Annotated in this window: 3 protein-coding genes; 2 read left to right on the top strand and 1 reads right to left on the bottom strand. The window is 42.0% G+C overall.

The window, feature by feature from the left end; all coding sequences use genetic code 11:
• Positions 1-179: 179 nt before the first annotated feature.
• Together ABD949_RS18270 and ABD949_RS18265 are read left to right on the top strand one after the other, a co-directional pair.
• Positions 180-551: a hypothetical protein gene (locus ABD949_RS18270; RefSeq protein WP_345245596.1), complete on the top strand. Its 372-nt coding sequence runs from the start codon at positions 180-182 to the stop codon at positions 549-551.
• A gap of 5 nt (positions 552-556) precedes the next feature.
• Positions 557-1,111 (top strand): hypothetical protein, encoded by a 555-nt coding sequence (locus ABD949_RS18265; protein WP_345245594.1) that lies wholly within the window; start codon positions 557-559, stop codon positions 1,109-1,111.
• A gap of 27 nt (positions 1,112-1,138) precedes the next feature.
• On the opposite strand, the gene ABD949_RS18260 is transcribed toward ABD949_RS18265, so the two are convergent.
• The gene (locus ABD949_RS18260; RefSeq protein ID WP_345245591.1) at positions 1,139-1,969 is read right to left on the bottom strand and encodes an alpha/beta fold hydrolase; all 831 of its coding nucleotides are present in this window, start codon (positions 1,967-1,969) and stop codon (positions 1,139-1,141) included.
• Positions 1,970-2,100: the final 131 nt, after the last annotated feature.

Below are 2,100 nucleotides of genomic sequence, written 5' to 3'. Positions count from 1 at the left end.
CGCCGACTCAGCAAAGATTATGAATGTGACTGTTCATCGGCCGAATCCTTTGTGTATCTGGCGAACATTTATCGCATTAGCCGTAAAATTTAAACAGGTTCTTAAAGAGCGAATTTAAAATTAAACAAGAAAGAGCACTCGCTAATCCACAATTCGCAGATACTTTTGAGAAGGAGCGTATGGCCAAAGTTAATGACCTTAATATACAGATTCGACGCAAAAGCAGTCGTGCTAGTGGTAAAGAAATAAAAGGGTTTATCGGCCGAGTTACAGGGATTGGGGCTTTTGTAATCGGTGCATTTGCTGGAGGATTACTTTTAAGTAATGAACAGTATGCGTCAGGGATAGCAGCTTCAGGTGGTGGTGGTTTATTCTTTGCGCTCTCTACATCTTGGGCAACAAAATCCTTTAGAAACGCCGGCAGGTTAAGACGAGAGGTCAAGTCCCTCAAGGATCAGACATCAACACTGGAGCGGATGAAGTTAAGCCTTTCTCCCAAGTATGACCAGACAAATAAAACAACAAGTTTAGCTTTGAGCCTTAAATTTTAGCGGACATGGAAAATCTAGCTTTGACCGATCCAGAGTTAATTTATTTTCAGCCGTTAAACGAAACAACTACACCTATCGAAGCGTCAGCTATAGCTACAGACCCGCCCTTAGGTAATCAGATAGGCAACACAACATCACAGGTTTATCCAAGACCAACAAACATTTGGGTTCCGTATACACAATCGCCACATCAATTGTATGTGCGTGTTGAAGGGGGCAGGTTAGCAGCTCCTAACTACTGGCAGCTATTGCTTATTAACCAATTAAATGCTGCTCCTCCACCAGCAGGTCAATCGTTTCCTGGCACAAGGTTAGACCAGTTCGGAGGTAGTTGGGCAACAGAAACTCCCTGGCGTGCTTATCCAGCGAGATACTCTCCATACTCCTATTATTTTGGTGGTAGGTATCATCAAGATGGACAATGGCGCTGGAACTATGGGGGATTAATCGTTGAGAAAACCTATTATAGATATGGGGTTTTGCAACGCGTTAATTATGAGAATGGGCATAACAATGGATATGATGACTATATTATACAACTTGCATTTATATGGTTATAAAAAGTAAATTCACTTGTATGATCAAACTTACAAAGCAGCGTTCATAAATTCGGCTAACATCTGATCAACTGCCGTTGAATTTTCCCAAGGCAAAAGATGGCCCGCGTTTTGAATTAAATGCGGGCCATTATGCCATAGCCGAAGCTGTAAGTTGTGAATATAGTCAAAATTGAATATTTGCTCTTCAGCTCCTAGGACTATTGCTACTAGGAACGGGCATTGGTTTATTAACTCAGTTTCATCAGCATATGCTCCTTCCACTAATATTGAATTGATAATTTCGTGAACTTTTGGGTCATTATTTAACAGCCCTTCTTTTACTAATTCGGGTATATCAGGAGCATTAAGGCGCAATGAGATTCGGCTGTATTCAGTAATTATTTCGGCAGCTGGATTCGCCTGCCAAGCTTGCCCGAGTATGTCTAGGTGGTTATACATCAGATCAAACCGCGCCGGTTTTACCAATGGCATTGCCATACCTACAATACCTCGACAACCAATTAGATGCGGGATAGCCTGATAAACCAAGTGTGCTCCGAATGAATGGCCTACCAATATATAATTTGTGACCGCTACCTGATCTAGTAATTGTTTGAGAATATTAACCAGTCCCATAACGCTGTAATGTCGCTTCGGCTCAGAAGAATACTCAGATTCACCGTGGCCAGGTAAATCAAAAGCTATGAGTCGGTAAGAGGCAAGTTGCTCGCTAGTAAACTGTTTCTCCCACATCTTTACAGAAAGGCAACGACCATGTAGAAACACAATCGTTGGGCCATCGCCAAGTTTTTCAATTAGATGAATGCGGAGACCCTCAATAAGCAGGTGGTGATGTTGCGGTAAAATAATAGTGGGCATAAACTGTATTTTTATATATGAATATAATTGTAGTAGTCAAGACTTAGTCTGACAGATGGGGGTGAAATTAACTGTCAGTTGCTTGCTGTAGCCGTGCCCAGTTGAACTGTCCTGTTTGCTCCTGATCCGGT

The organism is Nibrella saemangeumensis, from assembly GCF_039541915.1.
Lineage (GTDB): Bacteria > Bacteroidota > Bacteroidia > Cytophagales > Spirosomataceae > Nibrella > Nibrella saemangeumensis.
Note: the sequence above shows the minus strand (reverse complement) of the source record. Positions and strands in the feature narration are given on the sequence as shown.